Below are 17872 nucleotides of genomic sequence, written 5' to 3'. Positions count from 1 at the left end.
CGGTGGCTTCACTCTCAGAGATCCGCGGCCGGGGGTCCGGGATACAACTGCCCGCCTTTTCAGCGGAGTTGTTGCGCCTTCCGGTGGTTGCGGTCCAGCCAGGAGAGCCGGATCGCCGTCCTGATGGAGTGGGCGAGCTGGCCGAGCGGTCCGGTGCCGGGCGGGGGCACGATGCCCATCTGCATGAGCATCCCGGCGTAGTCGCCCTCCTGCCGGTACTCCACCATCCGGCCCTGGTCGTCGTACGTCTCGACCATGATCTCCTCGATCCTCAGGTACCGCCCGGTGGGCGGGATGCCGAAGAGCGGGCCCACTTGGTGCCCGTGGAAGGTCAGGCGGAGGACGGCACGGTTGCCCTCGATCAGGACGTCGTGCCATTCGACGTCGAGGTCGGGCTTGGCCGCCCGGACAAGGTTGATCGTGTCCATGAACGCCTGCCCGCCCTCGATGACCGGACGGCTGGGGAGGTGGGCCGTGAATCCGGGTGCGTACCACTGGAGGGCCCGGGAGTTGTCCTTGGACCAGGTCACGTCGGCGACCATGCGTACGTGCTCTTCGGTCAGCTTGAACGTGGTTTCGTGGGTCGTCATCGGGCGTCCGCCTTCCTGCGCTGCTGGATCTTGGCCTTGGCCGCCAGTACGCCGAGCCGGCCGACGGTCTTGAAGGTGTGGGCGACCGAGCCGAGCGGTCCCGCGTCCTCGGGCGGGGCGATGCCCAACTGGCTGAACACGCCCAGGTAGTCCGCCTGCTGCCACAGCTCGGCGACCTTGTTCCCCTCGAACCGCAGGATGATCATTTCGGTGAGCCGGGTGGGGCGGCCGGTGGGCGGTATGCCCATGAGGTCGCCGAGGTGGGTGCCGGTGAGCTCGGCCCGCATGAACACCCGGTCGCCGTCGCGGACTTGGAGCAGGATGCGTTCCGCGAGGTCGGGCAGCGCCGTGCGCAGGCCGGCCGCCATCTCCTTGAAGTCGGCCGGGCCGTGTACGTCGGGCAGGCCGGGGAAGTGACCGACGAAGTGCGGTACGAAGTACTCGTCGATCGCGCCGAGGTCGGCCTGGTTCCAGACCCGGTCGGCGATGTGCGCGGCCAGGTCCTTCAGGTCGGTCGGGTCGTCGTGTGGCATGGGGTGGTTCCTCCACTGGATGGTTTGGGTGGGGAGGGGGTCAGTGCCAGCGGGCCGTCTCCACCGGGCGCTTGTCGTCGGCGGGGCCGGCCACCGCCGTACCGCCGGGGCCGGGCTGGGCCTTCGGGGTCCGCCGGGGCAGCACCACGACCGCGGCGAGCGCGCCCAGCGCGGTGGCACCGGCCGCGATGAGCATCGAGTCCGCGAGCCCCGCCATGAACGCGTCGTTGGCCGCGTCCAGCAGCCGCCGGCCGGGTTCGCCGCCGAGCCCGGCGGCCACGCCTCCGGCCGCGCCGACGGAGTCGCCCACGGCCGTCGCGGCCTCGGGGGGCAGGTGGCCCAGCGCGGGCAGGGCGTCGCGGTAGGAGTTGGCGAGGGTGCTGCCGATGACGGCGATGCCCAGCGCGCCGCCGACCTGCATGGCGGCGTCGGTCACCGAGGCGCCGGCACCGGCCTGTCCGGAGGGTGCGGCGGCGAGCATGGCGTCCGCGCCGGCCGGCATGGTCAGGCCCATGCCGATGCCGAACAGGGCGAGGCTCCACACGACCTGGGTGTCGGAGCTCGCGTCGGCACCGGCCGTGAGGGCGAGGGCGGCGGTGAGCAGTACGAGCCCGGACGTCACGACGGCCTTCAGGCCCAGCCGTTGCACCAGTTGCGGGCTGAGCGGCGCGGCGATCATCATCGTGGCCGCGGCCAGCAGCCGTATGCCCGCGCTCAACGGCTCGTAGTCCAGTACGAACTGGAGGTACTGGGTGAGGACGAACAGCGAGCCGAACATGCCGAAGGAGACGGCGGCGACGGCCATCGCGGAGCCGCTGAACCCGGCGTCGCCGAAGAGGGCCGGCGACAGCATCGGGTGCGGGGTACGGCGCTCCCAGAGGACGAACCCGGCCATCAGCAGCCCGCCGACGCCGAGCGAGACGAGGGTGATCCGGTCGGTCCAGCCGTTGCGGGAGGCCTCGACCAGGCCGTAGACCAGCACGCCGAGGCCGGCGGCCGAGAGCAGGGCGCCCAGCAGGTCCAGGCCGGGGTGTTTGCGGTTGCGCGACTCGGGGATCAGGAGGGCGGCGGCGACGAGGGCGACGACGACCACGGGCGCGTTGACCAGGAAGACCGATCCCCACCAGAAGTTGTCCAGCAGGAAGCCGCCGACGACCGGGCCGAGCGGCACGCCCAGCGCGGCGCTTCCGGCCCAGATGCCGATCGCCTTGGCCTGCTCCTCGGCCGGGAAGACGTCCTTGATGATGGCGAGCGTGGCGGGCATGATCATCGCCGCTCCGGCCCCCATCGCGGTGCGCATGGCGATGAGCATCGTGGAGTCGGTGGAGAACGCGGCCGCCACCGAGAACACCAGGAACACCAGCATGCCCAGCACCAGCAGGAGCCGCCGTCCGAACCGGTCGGCCAGGCTGCCGCAGAGCAGGAGCAGACCGCCGAAGGTCAGGGTGTAGGAATCGACGATCCACTGCATCTGGGTGCCGGTCGACGCGAAGTCCTTCTGGATCATGGGCAGTGCCATGTTGAGGATCAGGTGGTCGAGACCGATCAAGAGCAGGCTCAGGCAGAGCGCGGCCAGGATCTGCCAGCGACGCGGATGGACGGTGTGTCGGTCCACGGTCTTCTCCTTGGAGTGGGTGGGGCACCGCTCCCGGAGGAGCGACAGGCCTGTCGTTCGTGCGGATCCGTCTGTCAGATCCGCGGGGAGGGGAGCTGGATACATCGGCGCCGGGATACGGCGGCGCGTGCGGCACGGTTCAGCGGCGCCGGTGCGGCACGGTTCAGCGGCGCGGGGCCGGGACGGTTCAGCGGTGCTTCCCGGGCCGGCCGCCTGACGGGGCCGCGCGTTCGGCGCGGCGGGCGACGGCGGCCAGCAGGTCGCGGCGCATCAGGCCGCTGAAGGGTTCGATGACGCGCCAGTACGGCTTGAAGCGGCGCGCGGCGTACGGGTCGGTGGCGTACACCCGGGTCTCCGTGTGGAGCCGGCTTCCGGTGCCCTCGGGTTCGGCCCACACGGCGGAGACGCCCTTGACGTACCCGGGCCGGTCGAAGGCGAGGTACTCCTCGGGGCTCAGGCCCGGGATGACCGCCTTGACGAGGCTGGGCTTCCACGGCTGTCCGACGAAGCCCAGGACGAGTTCGCCGCCCGGCACGTTGTCCAGCACGATGAAGCCCAGCTTCGTCATGCCCCGGATCGTGTCGCTGTCCTTCTCGACGACCTCGCGGCCGGTGTGGCCCAGCAGCAGGGACGGGAGGGTGCGCACCGCCATGAGCGGCCGCATCACCCAGGTGTCCCGGAACGTCACCTGCCGGGCGGCCGTGGCCACTTCGGGGACCGGTGCGGCCACCGCCCGGTCGTGGTGGGTGCTCCAGTGGGCGTCCGGCAGCCAGTGGTCCAGCCGTGCCGTCATGAGCCGCCGCCCCTCGCCGGGCGCGCGGCGCGCGCCACCTGGTCCCTGTCCAGCATGGGTTTCCTCCTCGAACAGCGGGCTCATCGCTTACAGATCACTCGGCGGCCGGCCCGGATACAGCCGGCCCGCGGGAGGTCATCCAGTCTTACGAGACTGGAGTTCCGGAACTACAGGCTCGTATACTGCCACCCATGCCGGACTCTGGACAACCACTGGGCCGCCCCAGGGACAGCCACATCGACCACGCGGTGCTCACCGCCGCTCGCGAGCTCCTCGCCGAGGTCGGGTACGCCCGCGTGACCATGGACGCGACCGCCGCCCGCGCGGGAGTGGGCAAGGCGGCCATCTACCGCCGGTTCGGCTCCAAGGCGGAGCTGCTGTTCGCCGCCGCGGTGCACGACATGGGCATCGAGCCGCCCCCGGACACCGGCTCCCTGCGCGGGGACCTGCACGCGCTGGCGCGGCTCATCCACGAGCGCCTGGGCAACCCGCTGGCGCGCCAGGTGACCCCGGCGCTGATGGCCGAAATGGTGCGCTCGCCCGAGCTGACCGCCCGGCTCCAGCAGACCTTCGTCGCCCAGCAGCGCGCCGACTTCGCGGCGCTCCTGGACCGCGCGGAGAAGCGGGGCGAGCTGCCCCGGCCACTGGACCCGTCGCTGGCGCACCTGCTGCTGAGCGGCCCGGTGTTCATGGCGCTGTTCGCCTTCCACCACCCGGTGGACGACGTACTGCTGGACGACATCGCCTCGGTGATCGCGGCCGGGCTCATCGCCCGGGCCGCCGCCCCGACAGGCGGTTCCGGTCCCCTCCCCCGCCCGATGTGACACCTGTTAAGTTCATCGGAGATACATAACGGAGCTGTGCGCACACCGTCCGGAACGGGACACAGAGCTACGAAGGACGCACCTAGGCATGGTCGAGAGGAAGGGAACCGCACCGGGGCTCTCACGGCGGGAGCAGCAGCGTCGCGCGACCATCGACGAGATCAAGCACGTGGCGCGCGGACTGCTGGTCGACGAAGGCATCGGCAGCGTCACCATCCGCGCGATCTCGCGGCGGATGGGGATGACCGCTCCGGCGGTCTACCGCTACTTCACCAGCCACGAGGAACTGCTGCGCACACTCCGGGCCGACATCTTCATCGAGGTGGCCCGGTACCTGGAGGCGTCCTGCGACACCCTGCCCGAGGACGACGCGCCGGGCCGCCTGATCGCCGCCGCGCGGGCGCTGCGCCGCTGGGGTCTGGAGCACAAACGGGAGTTCGGGCTCCTCCTCGGCCCCAGCGCCCCGGGCGCCATCAGCGGCGGTGAGTCGGACCTGGAGCAGGACGCCGGCTGGGTGTTCGGCGTGCTCTTCGCCGACCTGATGGCGAAGCTCTGGCGCTCCCGCCCCTTCCCCGTCTCGCCGCCGGGCTCCCTGCATCCCCGCCTGGCCGACCAGCTCGACCGCCTCCGCGCCCACCGGGACATGGACCTCCCGATCGAGGCCATCGCCGTGATGCTGCGGTGCTGGGTACGGCTGTACGGGCTGGTCTGCATGGAGGTGCTGGGCCACCTCGACTTCGCGCTGGACGACGGCGGCCCCTTCTTCGAACGCGAACTCGCCGACACCTGCGAGACGCTGGGCGTCGGCCACTACTACGCGGCGGTGGCACAGGGCCCCGCCCGGTGCGGGAAGTAGCCGGCAGGGCCCGCCTTCACACGGTCTCGCCGGGGACGGACAGGTACGTCTCGCGCAGCACGCCCAGCGCCGGGTGCTCGGCCGGCAGGTCCGTGTCGTCGATGGCGGCCAGGGCGCGGACGCCGATGCCGGTGTTCGTGGCGAAGGCGGCCGCCATGCCCTTCGCCCGGGCCAGGGTGACGGTCGCGGTCCGGTGCGCGGCGCCGGCGTGCTGCCGGCTCTGCTGTTGGAGCAGCGCCATCGTCACGCCGGGCAGCACGGGAGCCCGCGGCCACACCACGGTCCCGTCGCCGTCGATGAAGCCCACGTTCCAGGTGGTGCCCTCGCTCACGAGACCGTCACGGCCGACGAACAGCGCGTCGTCGAATCCGGCGAGCTGGGCGGTACGGCGGGCGTGCACGGCACCGAAGAGGCCGACGTGCTTGACGTGGGGCAGGTCGCGTTCGTACGGCACGCTCCGGGCGCGCAGCGGCGGCGGAGGCAGCGCGCCGGCCCCGCGTACGGTGACCAGGACGCCGGGATGCTCGCCACCGGGAGGCCGGCCGAGCTCGAACGCGGGGTCGTAGACCGTCACGCGGACCACGCATGGCCCGTCGCGCCCGTCCAGGGCCGCGCGGACCTGCTCGCGGACGCGACCGGTGTCCAGATGCGCGCCCCACACGATCGCGCAGTCGCGTACGAGGCGCTCCATGTGCAGCGTGAGGCCGCGAATCGTGCCGTCGGCCTCGACGCGCATGGACGTGAAGTGCCCGAGGTTGGTCAACGCCAAGGGGAGCAGGTCGTCGACGGTCACGGGCCTCTTCTCGAACGTGGCCATGCCCCCAGCATGTCAGGCGGGGCCGGGTTTCCTCACGTTCCCACGACGAGCGGGGCGAGGCGGCGGACGGCGTCGTCGACGTCCGCCGCCGAGGGCGCCGCCACATAGCTGAGCCGGATGTGCGGCGTACTGCTGTCGCTGACGTAATAGTTGGCGCCGGGCGTGAGAGCGACCCCGTTCGCCAGTGCGGCGGCGGCGAGTTCCGCCTCCCCCAAGTGGTGGGGCAGCGACACCCAGAGGTGGTAGCCGCCGCGCGGCCGGACGGCCAGGGCGTGCGGGCCGAACGTCGCGGACACCGCGTCGATCGCGACCTTCCGGCGGTGCTCCAGAGCGGAGCCGAGGGCGGAGAGGGCACGTTTCCACCCCGGCGCGGTCACCACCTCCAGCGCCGTGTGCTGCAACGGCGCGGGGACGAACATGGTGTCGATGAGGTGCGCCGAGCGCAGTCTCGCCATGACCGGACCGTGCGCCGCCAGTGCGCCGACACGGAGGTTCGACGATGTCACCTTCGTGAGCGACCGGATGTGGATCACGGTGCCGTCCGGGTCGTCCGCGATCATCGGTGGCGGCGTCGGTCCGGCATCCGCATGCCCCATGTGCCGGGCGAAGTCGTCCTCGACCACGAAGGCGCCGTGCTGCCGGGCGATGGTGAGGATCTCGCGCTGCCGGGCCGCCGAAAGACTCGCTCCGGTGGGATTCTGGAACAGCGGCTGCACGATGACGACGCGCGCGCCCGTGCGCGTGAGCGCCTCGTCCAGGTGGTCGGTGCGGAGGCCCTCGGCGTCGAGCGGCACCGGAATGGGCCGCAGCCCCGCGGCGTGAGCGGCCGCGATCGTCCCCGGGTACGTCGGCGACTCGACGACCACGGGGGCACCCGGCTGGCCGAGGGCGCGCAGCACGGTCGCCAGGGCGCTCTGCCCCGCACCGCAGACGAGGATGTCGTCCCTGCTGAGGCCGCCCCCGATGTCGGCCGCGAACCAGTCGCGCAGCTCCGGCACTCCGCCGACCGGCGGACGGTCCCACGTCGCCGGGCGCCGGGCGGCGCGGGACAGGGCGGTCCCGAGCATGGTGAGGGGCTGCAGAGTGGGGTGGAGGTAGCCGCCGTTGAGGTCGACGACGTCCGGTCCCAGCGTCGAGAGCGTTCCGAGGAGCCCGGACGTCTTGAAGCCGCGCTGAGCGCCGGGCGGCGAGCCGATGCCGTTCGCCGGCTGGAGGGCGGCCTCCTGCCATGACGTGTCGCCGGAGCGGGGCACGGTCCGCGTCTCGGCGCGGTAGGTGCCGGAGCCGGGCCGGGAGGTGACCACTCCCCACTGGGTGAGGAGGGCCAGCGCCTGGGAGACAGTAGTGGCGCTCACGCCGAAGCGGCGCACGAGCTCGCGGTGCGTCGCCAGCCGTGTCCCGGCGGGCACATGCTCGAGTTCACGTGCCAGTGTGCTGGCCACCTTGTGCGAACTGCTACTGTGATTCATGAGTATAGATCGTAGCGCTATCGTCCCCGAGCGAGTATCGCCACTCCGGAGGCGAGTATCGCCACTTCAGAACGGCACGGTGCTCGCCGCCCTCGGTGTCGTGTGTTTCTCCTTCAGCTTCCCGGGCACCGTATGGGCACTTGACGGCTTCGGTCCCTGGAGCGCCACGGGCGTCCGGGGCGTCCTGGCCGCCGTCATCGCGCTCTCCGCGCTCGTCTCGACGCGCGCACCGCTCCCGGCTCGTGCCGACTGGCCGGCCCTCGCCGTCGTCGCGGGCGGCTGCGGGCTGGGGTTCCCGCTGCTCAGCACCCTCGCGCTCCAGACGTCGTCCACGGCTCATTCGGCGGTCGTCATCGGATTGTTGCCGGTGGCCACGGCGACGGTCTCCGCGCTCCTCACCCGCCGTCGCCCCTCGAAGGTGTTCTGGGCCGCGGCCGGGGCGGGCGCGGCCACCATCGTCGTGTTCACCCTCATGCAGAGCCACGGACGGCCGACGGCCGGGGATCTCTACCTGTTCGCCGCGCTGCTGGTGTGCGCGGCCGGCTATGCCGTGGGCGGGCGGCTCTCGGCCCACATGCCGGGCTGGCGCGTCATCGCCTGGGGTGTCGTGCTCGCCGCTCCCGTGAACCTCATGGTTTCCGCGATTGCGCTACCGCAGGAGCCGGTGCACCTGACGGTGAAGGCCATCGTCGGCATGGCGTACATCGCCGGCGTCTCGCAGTTCGGCGGGTTCGTCGTCTGGTACCAGGGAATGAGCCTCATCGGGGTGCCGAAGGCGAGCCAACTCCAGCTCGCCCAGCCACTCCTGACGCTGATGTGGGCGGTGCTCCTGCTGGGCGAGCACCTCACCCCGGCCGCTCCCGTCGCCGCTGTCATCGTGCTCGCGTGCATCGTCGTCACACAGCGGGCCAGGGCCTCGTAACCCGGTGTTCCGCCACTCGGTGTGACGCGAGGCCGAGGAGGCGCTCGATCAGGTCGGGGTACGTCCAGCCGGCTCCGGTGGCGGCGAGCGGCAACAGGCTCGTCGTCGTCAGGCCCGGGAGCGCGTTCACCTCCAGGCACATCGGCTCGCCCCGGGCGTCGCAGCGGAAATCGGTGCGCGAGTAGGAGTCGTCGCCGAACCCCAGCGCCCGGTGCGCCCGCCGGGCGAGCTCCTGAAGCCGGGACGCGAAGTCGGGCGCGATCCGCGCGGGGCACACCTCGTTCACGGCCCCGGGCTGATACTTGGCCGCGTAGTCGAACACCGGCGTCGTCAGCTCGATCTCCACCACCGGAAGCGCCTCGTCACCGACCACGGCCACGGTGAACTCACGCCCCGGCAGGAACGGCTCCACCATCAGCTCGGCCCCGGAGGCCCGCACATCGGCGGCCACCCGGGCGAGCTGGGAGGGCGAGTCGACCCGGTACACCGACACGCTGGACCCGTCCGCGACCGGCTTGGCCACCACCGGCCCCGCCGCCACCAGACGCGCCACACCCTCGGGCACCTCGCCGTCCCCGGGCATCCGGCCGCCCCCGGGCGCCTGGCCGTCCCGTGGCACCTGGCCGTCCCCGGGCCGCCACAGCTCCCGTTCGACCACCGGCACCCCCGCCGCACCGAGCAGGGCCTGCGCCCGCCCCTTGTGCCAGGCCGCCGAACACGCCGCGCTGTCCGCACCCGTGAACGGGACGCCCGCCATCTCCAGCAGCGCCTGTACGTGCCCGTCCTCACCCCAGCCGCCGTGCAGCGCCAGGAACACGACGTCCGCGCCGCGCAGCAGTTCCAGGACCGGACCGCCCGTCAGGGACGCATGCATGCGCCGCCGCCACTGCTGCCGCTCGGCCAGGGACGGCGGCTCCTTCGCGACGACGAACCCGTCGACCGCGTCACCCGGCCGCAACGGTCCCGCCGGCACCGGTTCCGCCGCGGCCGGGTCCACCAGCACCACTTCGTGCCCCCGCTCGAGCAGGGCCCGGGCGACGGGCGGGCCGGAGGCCAGCGAAACGTCTCGCTCGGGGCTTTCTCCACCACACAGGATGACCACACGCATGAGGGGAGTCTGCCGCACGACCGAGCGCCCTCAGGGCCTCCCGCCGGGCGAGCCTTCCGTTTTCCGGCGACCGGCCGACCGCGGGGCGTTGAACTGCGCGGCGAGCAAGGCGGCCAAGGCGAGGACGAACCCGAGGGTCTGCAGCAGGCTCAGCGACTCGCCCAGCGCGATGCCGACGACGGTGGCGACCAGCGGAGACAGCAGCACCAGCGGTGCGGACGCGCCGACCGGCAGTTGGCCGATCCCCCGGAACCACAGCGTGTACGCGATGAGTCCGCCCATGCTGCCGAGCCACAGGTAGCCGCCGACGGCTCCGGCGTCGATCCGCTGCGGCACCCCCTCGACCGCGAGGGTGAGCGGGAGCAGCAGCAGGCCGCCGACCGCCAGTTGCCAGCCGGCCAGGGTCAGTGGACCGACACCAGCGGGGCGCCCCCAGCGCTTGGCGAGGACGACCCCGGCGGCCATGGCGGCCGTACCGCCGAGCCCGGCGAGCACGCCGACGACGTCCAGCCGGGCCTCCGGCCCGAGCACCACGAGTCCGACGCCCACCACGCCGACCACGCTCCACACCCATCGCCAGGTCGTCGGCCGGTCGTGGACCACCGCGATGGCCAACCCCGCGACGAGCAGCGGCTGCGCGGCGCCGAGAGTGGCGGCGACCCCGCCGGGGAGCCGTTCGGCCGCCACGAACAACAGGGGAAAGAACGCGCCGATGTTGAGCACGCCAAGGATCGCGGCCTTCCACCACCAGTCCCCGCGCGGGAGTACGCGGGTGATCGCCAGCGCGAGCAGCCCGGCGGGTAAGGCGCGCATCAGTCCGGCGAACAGCGGATGCCCGGGCGGCAGGAGTTCCGTGGTCACGGCGTACGTGGTGCCCCAGGACACGGGAGCGAGGGCGGTCAGTGCGACGGTGGCCATCTGCCGCGCGTGCGGGGACCGCAGCGGGGCCGGTGACCGTTCGGTCAGGGTTTGCATGGGACGAAGTCTCGGCCGGACCCCACCATGCCTCCAAAGCATGCTTGTCATCCCAGCCATGAACCAGAACGATGGTGCTGTGGATCTCCAGCAGATGCGGTACGTCGTCGCCCTCGCCGAAACCCGCAACTTCACGCGCGCGGCGGAGCGTTGCTCCGTGGTGCAGTCCTCGCTCAGCCACCGGATCGCCGGCCTGGAACGGGAGCTCGGGGTCAAGCTGTTCGCCCGTTCCAGCCGCCGGGTCGAACTGACCAGCGCCGGCGCGGCGTTCCTGGCCGGCGCGCGCGACTGCCTGGCCGCCGCCGACCGCGCGGCCGCCGACGCCGCCGCCGCGGCCGGCGTGGTGCGTGGCCGGCTCGCCGTGGGCGTGATCGTGACCACGGCCGCCGTCGACGTACCCGAACTGCTCCAGCGGTACCGCGCCCTGCACCCGGACGTCCGCGTCCTCCTCCGTGCCGGAGGCAGCGACGAACTGGCGGCCGCGATCCGCGACGGCGAACTGGACGTCGCCTTCCTCGGCCTCCCGGAGGGCTCACGCCCATCCGGCGTGGAAACCCTCGTCCTCGATCACGACGAGCACGTACTGGTCGTCCCCGCCGGCCACCGGCTCGCGGGCGCCTCCCGCGTCACGCTCAAACAGGTCGCCGACGAGACGTTCGTCGACTTCGTGACCGGCACCCCCGCCCGCGCCCAGTCCGACCAGGCGTTCACCGCAGCCGGCCTGGCCCGCGACGTCGCCTACGAGGCCGGCGTCGCCGAGCTGATCACCCGCCTGATCGCCCGCGGACTGGGCATCGCCCTGCTGCCCTCCGCCTTCATCGGCCCGCTGGCCGCCGACGACCCCGCCCTGTCCCTGGTCCCCGTGGCCGACGGCCCACGCCGCATCGAGTACCTGGCCTGGAGCCGCTTCAACCCCAGCCCGGCCGCCCGGGCACTGCTCACGGTCCTGGGGGTCAAGGCGCCGTCCACCCGCGGGAACCTCAGTGGCCCACCAAAGTGACCCCGCGCGCCCGGCCGATGCCGAAGCCTGCCACGACAACCGCCGCTTCGGCAGGCTGCTGCGCCAGACGTAGTCGGCGTCCTCCGCGAACAGCCGGCCGAACTCCGCCGCGTCCCCTTCGGTCCAGGTCTTGCAGTACTCCGCGAAGAGCTCACGGATCTCCGCCTCGTGGATGACGGGGAGGTCACCCACGCCCGCACGGAGGGGTGACGGCTCCGACGGCTCCTGGTCGGTGGGTCCCCGGGCGCCGGAAGACGCCTGCCCGCGAGGCTTCGCCGAGGGCCTCGCGGGCGATCACCAGCCGGTCAGCGGCTTCGGCGGGTACGGGAGCGGGAGCGGGCCAGCCGGCCGAGGATGAGGGCGATCAGGCCCAGGGCCATGGCGAAGTAGGCGCCGCCGAGCCCGTTGCCGGTGCCGAGACCGCCGTCCGCGGTGGCCGCGACCGCCCCGCCGACGACCACGGCGACCAGACCCGCCGCGAGAGCCGTGACGGCTCCGTTCCGCCGGGCCCAGGTGCCGACGCGCCCCTGACGGGTGGGGCGGGCCAGGGCAAGGCCGCCGGTGACCGCGCCGAGGAGACCGACCAGTGCCGACAGGGAGGCCCCAACCCGGCCGACGCTCACGGTGTAGACGCTTGCGGCGACCGGCTGGACCGAGGGGTCGGCGGCGGCCGGTGCGGCGAGTACGAAGCCGCCGACGAGGACGGCTGCGGATACGGCGAGCACGGAGCGAACGGACATGAGGTGTCCTGCCTTTCGGATATGGGCCTGAACTGGTCATGCGTGAGACCGGCGGGTCGCGGGCGGCTACGAGCCGGCAGCGGAGCGCGGCACCAGGCGCGGCGACAGTGCCCGGACCAGGGCCAGGGTGCTGAGGGTGAACATCACCACGCCCAGGGGGACGTGGAGCGAGGCCACATGGGCGACGCCCAGCGCGACCTGCGCCGAGGCGAGGAGCAGAAAGCCGGTGGCGTACAGGACGGGTCGGGGCGATCCGCCGCCCGGGCGCCAGGCCAGGACCGCGGCGACCAGGTACAGCATGGCGGCGGCGTACATCACCTTCGAGCCGACGTCGTGCAGCAGATACCCCTGAGACGACGTCAGGAGGGCTCCGGCCGTGGCGGCCTGGAAGAAGAGGCTCAGGGTCTGCAGCGCTATCGCGACCTTGAGGAACGCGAGGGTGCGCTTGGTGTTCGTCGTCCGTCTGCTCATGGTGTGCTCTCCTCCGTCGTCTCAGCGGGTCCAGCCTCAAGACACCGGACCACTGATGGCTGTGACAGTTCGTGACGCGGATCACATCACGCTCAACCGGTGAACGACTCGGGACCGAATCGACCCCACCGCCGGCGCAACGTCACGTCCCGACCCTTGAGATAGGCCAGCAGCCACTCGCTGAACGTCATCTCGTGGAGAGTCCAGGCCGGACCGTCGAAGCCTTTCCCCGGGCGAGGTCCCCCCTGATCATTTCTCCAAGACTGCGCAGAAGATGGCCGGCGAGGTGCTTCAGATACAACTGCCCGTTGATCTCGATCGAACCGTAGGCGTCCACGATCTCACGGAAGTCCGCGGGGAATTCGATACCGAGCTCCCGCTCCAGTTCAATCCATGGCGCCGCATCCGACCGGTTGAACCGGGGTTCGCCCTACAGGGCCTGGATCTCTGAAAGCGTTGCCACCGCTACGCCCCTTCTAGCACTTCGAGCCGATTCCCCTGGGGGCCGTATTCCATCATTCCCCCCCTTAATCGCCGTAGGAACGGCCGAACGAGGGTCTCCGTGTGTGGGAATGACCGACATGACCAGGCACCTCGGGGGCCACCCGCTCCGGTACGCGACCTGCGCTCGGCCTTGGTGAGGGCGGGACCCGTACGCGGTCGGCTGGACGATTCGCTGGAACTGACCTCCTCCGCCGAGGGCCTCAGCATGTCGCCGAAGGAGTCGCGGCGCAGAGGAAGAGCCCCGGGCCGCCACCTGCCAGCCAGCAGGCGGCCTCAGCACGGAGCTGAGCCGCCGTCAACTACTCTCCGATCCGGGCATTTCACGGATCACGTTGAGGGTGATTGGGTTCGGCTTGCCCGACTTTTCTGGTCCCTGGCATTCGTTGGATCTGATGGTGTATAACCCAGCACCGAATTCACCTCACAGAAAGCTGGCCATGCCGACGACCGAAAGACCGGAAGAACCGGATGAGCCCGGAACCCCGGACGGCGCAAGCGGCTCCAAGGCCCCGGACGGCCGCCGCACCGACCGCGGCGGCATCGCCGTCGCCGCGGCTCTGCTGCTCGTGTGCGGGGCGTTCGTCACCTACGGAGTCCTCGGCTCCGATGACGAGCTGGCGGGCAAACGGGCGACCACGCCCACCGTCGAGGTGACCTACGAGGTGCTCGGCGAGGGCGCCGCCGACATCTCCTACCGCGGGGCCGACCGCGACAAGGCGGAGACCGTCACGAAAGCCGGCCTGCCGTGGAGGAAGACCGTGAGCCTGCCTCTCGGCGCCTCCCCGATCGTCAACGTCACCCTCGGCGAGAAGGGCGGCACGGCGACCTGCGTCCTCGCCATACGTGGCAAGCACCTCCAACGCGCCACCGCGACCGGCGCCTTCGGCCGGACGACGTGCAACACCGAACCACCCACCCCCGAAGCATCCGCAGCCCCTGAAGGAGCCCAGTGACCTCCCACCTCGTCGCTCGTACGGCCAGGGTCGTGGCGACCGCCGCCGTCACCCTCGCCACCCTCGGTCTCACCGCCCCGGTGACGCCGGCGGCACAGACCCCGGCCGGGGTGCGGAGCATCGCGCTGCAGGGCTCCGATCCCGCCCAGCGGTCGCTGTCCGCTCGCCGCACAGAGCCGTTCAGCATGCTCGGCGTCACCTGGGCCGACCCGCGCGCGCAGCTCGGCGGCACGGCAGAGGTCCGTACGCGTGACAGTGCCACCGGCGTCTGGTCCGGTTGGCGTGAACTGGAACTCGACGTACGTACACCCGAGGTCGGGCCCGACGCCGAGAACGGCGGGGTGCGCGCCGGAACCCAGCCGCTGTGGACCGGACCGTCCGACGGAGTGCAGGTCCGGGTGACCGGGCAGCACGGCCGACTGTCACGGCTGCCGGACGGACTGCGCGTGGAGCTGGTGAACCCGGACGAAACCAAGGCGACCGCGGCCTCCTCCGGGGTGACCGGGGTGAGCACGGCCCCGCAGCCCACCGTCATCCCGCGTTCCGGCTGGGGCGCCGACGAGTCACTGGTGAAGAACCCGCCGACGTACACCACGGACACGAAGGCGGTGTTCACCCACCACACGGCGGGCACCAACGACTACACCTGCGCGCAGTCCCCGGACATCATCCGCGCGATCTTCCTCTACCACGTGCAGAGCCAGGGCTGGAACGACATCGGCTACCACTTCCTCGTCGACAAGTGCGGCACCGTCTTCGAGGGCCGCGCGGGCGGCATCGACAAGCCGGTGCTCGGCGCGCAGACCTACGGCTTCAACACCGACACCTCGGGCGTCGCCGTCCTCGGCAACTACAACGACGCCATCTCCACACCCTCCGTGCGCGAGGCAGTCGCCGCCGTCGCCGCCTGGAAGCTCGGACTGTACGGGTACGACGCCGCCGGAACCGTCGTACTCACCGCCGCCGCCGACAACGGCAAGTACACCAAGGGCCAGAAGGTCACCCTGAACCGGATCTCCGGCCACCGCGACGGCTACCCCACCGAGTGCCCCGGCAACACCCTGTACGCCGACCTGCCGGCCATCCGCACCCTCGCCTCGGCGGCGCAGACGCGCTGACGATCCACGTCCGGACGGCGATCACAACATGACCACGAGCCGGCTCCGGGGCGAACCCCCTGCCACTCCGCAGCGGTGGCTGGCCATCGGGTCCCACTCCACGCGGAAACCATCGCGGAAAACCCACGCTGATACCCACACTCGCCTCACTGCCGCGCCGAGAGCGGCATGGGACGAAAGGGAAGGGACAGCGAAATGAAAAATGGCACATTGAGGGCCGGTGCGATGGTTGTGGCTCTTACCGTCAGCCCGCTTCTTTATGCGGGATCATTCGCCACGGCGGCGAACGCCGCACCGTCGGCGGTGACGCAGGAGGGGACGGTGGATTGCCCTTCGGCCGGATGCCGCCAGGTCGTGACCGGCGTATCCGCCTGGGGCGTGGCTCTGGACGACACCGCCCGCAAGCTCTACGTCGGCGACGAAGCGGCCGACACGCTGTGGGAGGTCGACCTCGACACGGGGCGGAAGCACGAGGTGGCCAGGGGCATGGACGCCCGCGGCGTGGCTGTGGACGGGGCCGGCTCGGCGTACGTCGCCGACCCGCACCACGACGTGCTGTGGCGGGTGGATCTGAACCGCGGGTCCAAGGAGAGGGTCGCCGAGAGCCTGGGAGACGCGACCGGGGTGGCCCTCGACGGCTCCGGGAAGGCGTACGTCACCGACTCCTGGGGCGACAAGCTGTGGGAGATCGACCTCACCAGCGGCAGGAAGCACGAGGTGGCGACCGGCCTGGGAGACGCCCAGGGTGTGGCGCTCGACGGTGAGGGGCGGGCCTACGTCACCGACTCGCATGGCGACAAGCTGTGGGAGATCAACCTCACCAACGGCAGGAAGGCCACCGTCGCCACGGGCCTGGCCGACGCCATCGGCGTGGCCATCGGCGGTGACCGCCAGGCGTACGTGACGGACTCCTGGGGCAACCGGCTGTGGCGGATCGACCTCGACCGGGGCACCAAGGAGAACCTCGTCACCGGCATGAGCGACCCGCGGCACCTGGTCATCGACCAGAACGGTCACTTCTACGTGGGCGACACCCACCTCAACGTGGTGTGGCACGTCACCGGTCACACCGTGACGCCTCCCGGCCGGACACAGGTGTCGCTGAGCCCGGTACCGTTCCGTAAGGCCGTGCCGGGTGGCATCGCCTCCCCGGCGGTGACGGCGACCAACAGCGGCTCCGCGCGTGTCGGGTCGGTGGACGTCGTCCTCACCCTCGGCCCCAAGGGCGTTTCGTGGCTGAACCCCCAGGAGATCTCCGTCATCCGGGACGGCACCGAGCGCAGGACCCGTTGCACCGTCGACCCCGGCGACAGCACGCAGGCCATCTGCAAGGGCGTCAATCTGTCGCTGGACCCTGGGCAGTCGGCTGAACTGAACACCGAGGTCCGTACCAGCTTCATGCTCCGGCCCGGCGAAATGCCGCGGGTCACCTTCCGCATCGGGGAGCAGTCGGCCGACGCCGACTTCCTGATGGTCGAGCGGGGCGCCGCCGGCCACGGTCAGGGCTGAGTCCTCCGACAGCCTGCCTGCCGCCCGCGAGGGCACACCGAGGCACTGACAGAAGCCCCTTCACTCCGGTGAGGGGGCTTCTCCGCCATGGCATGCCCTCGCGGGCGGCAGGCGGGATTTCCCTGCCTTTGCGAAGCGGGACAGGGCATGGGCCACAGCGGCCAAAGAAGGCCCGAAAACCCTTTGTCAGCCGCGTTTTCGGCGCATGGTTCATAAAGCGGAGCAATAAGCGCGGCGGAAAGGCAGCCTGTCCGCCCCACGCACAGGAGGAGTGAACGAACATGCTCTCAGCCATCCAGCACCATTCCCGCAAGAGCGTTGGGCGCCGAGGACGGGCCAGGGTCCTGACGGCGTCCGCCGCCGTGGCCCTGGCCGCCGTGACGGCGGCCGGCGGCCTCACCAACGCGTCCGCCGACGAATCGGAGCCGGCGGCCGAGCCCTCGGTGGCGGCCACCGTGGAACTCGACGTGCAGGACGTTCCCTTCGTCAGCGCGATCCCCGGCGAGCCGGCGACACCGAAGGTCACAGTCACCAACACCGGCAAGAGCCGCGTCGCCACGCAGGACGTCACCCTCACCCTGGGCCCGCGCGGTCTGTCCTGGCTGGGCTGGCAGGAGGTGTACATCGTCCGTGGCGGCAAGACCGAGAAGAACCGGTGCCGGCTCAGCGAGACGGACGCGCGGCAGGCGTTCTGCAAGGGGGTGAAGCTCTACCTGGACCCGGGCCAGTCGATCAACGTGCACACGGAGGTCGCCACCAGCCCCGACCTGGAGCCGTGCGAGATGCCGCGCGTCCACTTCCAGGTCGGCTCCGCCGGCGCGGACGCCAACTTCGTGATGACCAACCCCGACGGTACGCCCGCGGAGTGCCGTCACTGAGAGCTGGCTCTCGACCGCAGGAGCCGATGGCGTGCAGCCCTCCTGCCCCGCGTCCCCGGCCGCCCCCTCGCGGCCGGGGACGCGGCATGACGGACGCTCGACATCCGGCCGAGGCATGGTCGTCCGGCCGAGGCCGTACCGCTCCGGCCGCCTGAGAGGCACCCCAGCAGGGCCTGGCCTCGATCGGCGGCTCCTCC

At 71.6% G+C, this 17872-nt stretch carries 18 protein-coding genes; 8 read left to right on the top strand and 10 right to left on the bottom strand.

Annotated elements, in window-relative coordinates; translation table 11 throughout:
• Positions 1-59 precede the first annotated feature (59 nt).
• From AB0J57_RS21125 to AB0J57_RS21110, 4 genes are all read right to left on the bottom strand, one after another.
• Positions 60-590, bottom strand: coding sequence for an ester cyclase (locus AB0J57_RS21125; protein ID WP_366129777.1), 531 nt, complete (start codon positions 588-590; stop codon positions 60-62).
• Positions 587-1123 (bottom strand): ester cyclase, encoded by a 537-nt coding sequence (locus AB0J57_RS21120; RefSeq protein ID WP_366129776.1) that lies wholly within the window; start codon positions 1121-1123, stop codon positions 587-589. Before AB0J57_RS21120 ends, AB0J57_RS21125 begins: the two co-directional genes overlap by 4 nt.
• A gap of 40 nt (positions 1124-1163) precedes the next feature.
• Complete coding sequence (locus tag AB0J57_RS21115; RefSeq protein WP_366129775.1) at positions 1164-2738, bottom strand: MFS transporter; 1575 nt, start codon at positions 2736-2738, stop codon at positions 1164-1166.
• 187 nt (positions 2739-2925) lie between these two features.
• Positions 2926-3531: a hypothetical protein gene (locus AB0J57_RS21110; RefSeq protein ID WP_366129774.1), complete on the bottom strand. Its 606-nt coding sequence runs from the start codon at positions 3529-3531 to the stop codon at positions 2926-2928.
• Positions 3532-3722: 191 nt separating this feature from the next.
• Here AB0J57_RS21110 and AB0J57_RS21105 point away from each other — a divergent pair, with 191 nt between their 5' ends.
• Both AB0J57_RS21105 and AB0J57_RS21100 read left to right on the top strand, forming a co-directional pair.
• Positions 3723-4355, top strand: a complete 633-nt coding sequence (locus tag AB0J57_RS21105; protein ID WP_366129773.1) for a TetR/AcrR family transcriptional regulator — start codon at positions 3723-3725, stop codon at positions 4353-4355.
• A gap of 88 nt (positions 4356-4443) precedes the next feature.
• Entirely contained in the window at positions 4444-5211 is a 768-nt protein-coding gene (locus tag AB0J57_RS21100; protein WP_366129772.1) for a TetR/AcrR family transcriptional regulator, read from the top strand.
• Positions 5212-5227: 16 nt separating this feature from the next.
• Here AB0J57_RS21100 and AB0J57_RS21095 read toward each other — a convergent pair whose 3' ends face one another.
• Together AB0J57_RS21095 and AB0J57_RS21090 are read right to left on the bottom strand one after the other, a co-directional pair.
• Positions 5228-6028, bottom strand: a complete 801-nt coding sequence (locus AB0J57_RS21095) for an aminotransferase class IV family protein (protein WP_366129771.1) — start codon at positions 6026-6028, stop codon at positions 5228-5230.
• Between the two features lie 32 nt (positions 6029-6060).
• Positions 6061-7497, bottom strand: a complete 1437-nt coding sequence (locus tag AB0J57_RS21090; protein WP_366129770.1) for a PLP-dependent aminotransferase family protein — start codon at positions 7495-7497, stop codon at positions 6061-6063.
• Between AB0J57_RS21090 and AB0J57_RS21085 the strand changes: the two genes are divergently transcribed.
• Positions 7496-8419, top strand: a complete 924-nt coding sequence (locus tag AB0J57_RS21085) for a DMT family transporter (RefSeq protein WP_366129769.1) — start codon at positions 7496-7498, stop codon at positions 8417-8419. The genes AB0J57_RS21090 and AB0J57_RS21085 overlap by 2 nt on opposite strands.
• On the opposite strand, the gene AB0J57_RS21080 is transcribed toward AB0J57_RS21085, so the two are convergent.
• Positions 8394-9527 carry a D-alanine--D-alanine ligase gene (locus tag AB0J57_RS21080; protein ID WP_366129768.1) on the bottom strand — a complete coding sequence of 378 codons (1134 nt, stop codon included), beginning with the start codon at positions 9525-9527 and terminating at the stop codon, positions 8394-8396. The genes AB0J57_RS21085 and AB0J57_RS21080 overlap by 26 nt on opposite strands.
• A 30-nt stretch (positions 9528-9557) precedes the next feature.
• The gene (locus tag AB0J57_RS21075) at positions 9558-10502 is read right to left on the bottom strand and encodes an EamA family transporter (protein ID WP_366129766.1); all 945 of its coding nucleotides are present in this window, start codon (positions 10500-10502) and stop codon (positions 9558-9560) included.
• Between the two features lie 79 nt (positions 10503-10581).
• Here AB0J57_RS21075 and AB0J57_RS21070 point away from each other — a divergent pair, with 79 nt between their 5' ends.
• Positions 10582-11502, top strand: a complete 921-nt coding sequence (locus tag AB0J57_RS21070) for a LysR family transcriptional regulator (protein WP_366129916.1) — start codon at positions 10582-10584, stop codon at positions 11500-11502.
• 305 nt (positions 11503-11807) lie between these two features.
• Here AB0J57_RS21070 and AB0J57_RS21065 read toward each other — a convergent pair whose 3' ends face one another.
• Both AB0J57_RS21065 and AB0J57_RS21060 read right to left on the bottom strand, forming a co-directional pair.
• Complete coding sequence (locus AB0J57_RS21065) at positions 11808-12242, bottom strand: DUF6223 family protein (RefSeq protein ID WP_366129765.1); 435 nt, start codon at positions 12240-12242, stop codon at positions 11808-11810.
• A 66-nt stretch (positions 12243-12308) separates the two neighbouring features.
• Positions 12309-12713, bottom strand: coding sequence for a hypothetical protein (locus AB0J57_RS21060; protein ID WP_366129764.1), 405 nt, complete (start codon positions 12711-12713; stop codon positions 12309-12311).
• A gap of 941 nt (positions 12714-13654) precedes the next feature.
• Between AB0J57_RS21060 and AB0J57_RS21055 the strand changes: the two genes are divergently transcribed.
• From AB0J57_RS21055 to AB0J57_RS21040, 4 genes are all read left to right on the top strand, one after another.
• Positions 13655-14170, top strand: coding sequence for a hypothetical protein (locus AB0J57_RS21055; protein WP_366129763.1), 516 nt, complete (start codon positions 13655-13657; stop codon positions 14168-14170).
• Entirely contained in the window at positions 14167-15288 is a 1122-nt protein-coding gene (locus tag AB0J57_RS21050) for an N-acetylmuramoyl-L-alanine amidase (RefSeq protein WP_366129762.1), read from the top strand. Before AB0J57_RS21055 ends, AB0J57_RS21050 begins: the two co-directional genes overlap by 4 nt.
• A gap of 354 nt (positions 15289-15642) precedes the next feature.
• A complete protein-coding gene (locus tag AB0J57_RS21045) occupies positions 15643-16797 on the top strand; it encodes a hypothetical protein (RefSeq protein ID WP_366129761.1) in 1155 nt (384 codons plus the stop codon).
• Between the two features lie 281 nt (positions 16798-17078).
• Positions 17079-17675 carry a hypothetical protein gene (locus AB0J57_RS21040; RefSeq protein ID WP_366129760.1) on the top strand — a complete coding sequence of 199 codons (597 nt, stop codon included), beginning with the start codon at positions 17079-17081 and terminating at the stop codon, positions 17673-17675.
• The last annotated feature ends 197 nt before the right edge of the window (positions 17676-17872 follow it).

Source organism: Streptomyces sp. NPDC049837 (genome assembly GCF_040674455.1).
Taxonomy (GTDB): Bacteria; Actinomycetota; Actinomycetes; order Streptomycetales; family Streptomycetaceae; genus Streptomyces.
The sequence above is the reverse complement of the archived record's forward strand: the minus strand, read 5'-3'. Positions and strand labels throughout refer to the sequence as shown.

Coding starts and splice junctions, on each gene's coding strand:
- AB0J57_RS21060 (WP_366129764.1), bottom strand. CDS start 12,713: ATGAGCAGACGGACGACGAACACCAAGCGCACCCTCGCGTTCCTCAAG.
- AB0J57_RS21065 (WP_366129765.1), bottom strand. CDS start 12,242: ATGTCCGTTCGCTCCGTGCTCGCCGTATCCGCAGCCGTCCTCGTCGGC.
- AB0J57_RS21110 (WP_366129774.1), bottom strand. CDS start 3,531: ATGACGGCACGGCTGGACCACTGGCTGCCGGACGCCCACTGGAGCACC.
- AB0J57_RS21125 (WP_366129777.1), bottom strand. CDS start 590: ATGACGACCCACGAAACCACGTTCAAGCTGACCGAAGAGCACGTACGC.
- AB0J57_RS21040 (WP_366129760.1), top strand. CDS start 17,079: ATGCTCTCAGCCATCCAGCACCATTCCCGCAAGAGCGTTGGGCGCCGA.
- AB0J57_RS21075 (WP_366129766.1), bottom strand. CDS start 10,502: ATGCAAACCCTGACCGAACGGTCACCGGCCCCGCTGCGGTCCCCGCAC.
- AB0J57_RS21095 (WP_366129771.1), bottom strand. CDS start 6,028: ATGGCCACGTTCGAGAAGAGGCCCGTGACCGTCGACGACCTGCTCCCC.
- AB0J57_RS21080 (WP_366129768.1), bottom strand. CDS start 9,527: ATGCGTGTGGTCATCCTGTGTGGTGGAGAAAGCCCCGAGCGAGACGTT.
- AB0J57_RS21120 (WP_366129776.1), bottom strand. CDS start 1,123: ATGCCACACGACGACCCGACCGACCTGAAGGACCTGGCCGCGCACATC.
- AB0J57_RS21055 (WP_366129763.1), top strand. CDS start 13,655: ATGCCGACGACCGAAAGACCGGAAGAACCGGATGAGCCCGGAACCCCG.
- AB0J57_RS21085 (WP_366129769.1), top strand. CDS start 7,496: ATGAGTATAGATCGTAGCGCTATCGTCCCCGAGCGAGTATCGCCACTC.
- AB0J57_RS21100 (WP_366129772.1), top strand. CDS start 4,444: ATGGTCGAGAGGAAGGGAACCGCACCGGGGCTCTCACGGCGGGAGCAG.
- AB0J57_RS21090 (WP_366129770.1), bottom strand. CDS start 7,497: ATGAATCACAGTAGCAGTTCGCACAAGGTGGCCAGCACACTGGCACGT.
- AB0J57_RS21105 (WP_366129773.1), top strand. CDS start 3,723: ATGCCGGACTCTGGACAACCACTGGGCCGCCCCAGGGACAGCCACATC.